Here is a 619-nt window from a genome sequence, read left to right as displayed (position 1 = left end):
CGCCTTGCCTTGGAAGTCATTTGATACCATAATTAGGTACTTCTTGGTACTTTTGAGGATGAAATTTATGGCTAAGAACACAAGTATTACCCTTGGTGAGCACTTTGATGGTTTTATCACAAACCAAATTCAAAGTGGGCGTTATGGCTCTGCAAGTGAAGTCATTCGCTCTGCTTTGCGTTTACTCGAAAACCAAGAGACTAAACTGCAGACTCTTCGTCAACTACTTGTTGAAGGTGAACAAAGTGGTGACGCTGATTACGACCTTGATAGTTTCATCAATGAACTTGATAGTGAAACTAATCGATGAAACCATTTAATCTTACAACTGCAGCCAAAACTGATTTACTTGATATCGCTTTATTTACTCAACGCCGTTGGGGCAAAGAACAGCGAAACATCTACTTAAAGCAATTTGACGATTCATTTTGGCTTTTGGCTGAAAATCCCGACATCGGCAAATCGTGTGATGAAATTCGAGATGGTTACCGGAAATTTCCTCAAGGTAGCCATGTAATTTTTTATCAACAAACAGGCAGCCAACAAATTAGAGTCGTCCGTATTTTACATAAGAGCATGGATGTTAATCCGATCTTTGGCGCATAACGCCCGCCTAAGG

General features: G+C 40.2%; 2 protein-coding genes. Both read left to right on the top strand.

Annotated elements, in window-relative coordinates; genetic code table 11:
• Positions 1-67 precede the first annotated feature (67 nt).
• Positions 68-310 carry a type II toxin-antitoxin system ParD family antitoxin gene (locus GOU96_RS18080; protein WP_002044787.1) on the top strand — a complete coding sequence of 81 codons (243 nt, stop codon included), beginning with the start codon at positions 68-70 and terminating at the stop codon, positions 308-310.
• On the top strand, positions 307-606 hold the full coding sequence (locus GOU96_RS18075; RefSeq protein ID WP_267783466.1) for a type II toxin-antitoxin system RelE/ParE family toxin: 300 nt from the start codon (positions 307-309) through the stop codon (positions 604-606). Before GOU96_RS18080 ends, GOU96_RS18075 begins: the two co-directional genes overlap by 4 nt.
• Positions 607-619 lie beyond the last annotated feature (13 nt).

The sequence above is a fragment of the Vibrio sp. R-1 genome (assembly GCF_035615595.1).
Classification (GTDB): Bacteria; Pseudomonadota; Gammaproteobacteria; order Enterobacterales; family Vibrionaceae; genus Vibrio; species Vibrio cholerae.
Note: the sequence above shows the minus strand (reverse complement) of the source record. Positions and strands in the feature narration are given on the sequence as shown.

What these genes read in the sequence shown, in the direction of transcription:
- GOU96_RS18080 (WP_002044787.1), top strand. Translation starts at nt 68, where the DNA reads ATGGCTAAGAACACAAGTATTACCCTTGGTGAGCACTTTGATGGTTTT.
- GOU96_RS18075 (WP_267783466.1), top strand. Translation starts at nt 307, where the DNA reads ATGAAACCATTTAATCTTACAACTGCAGCCAAAACTGATTTACTTGAT.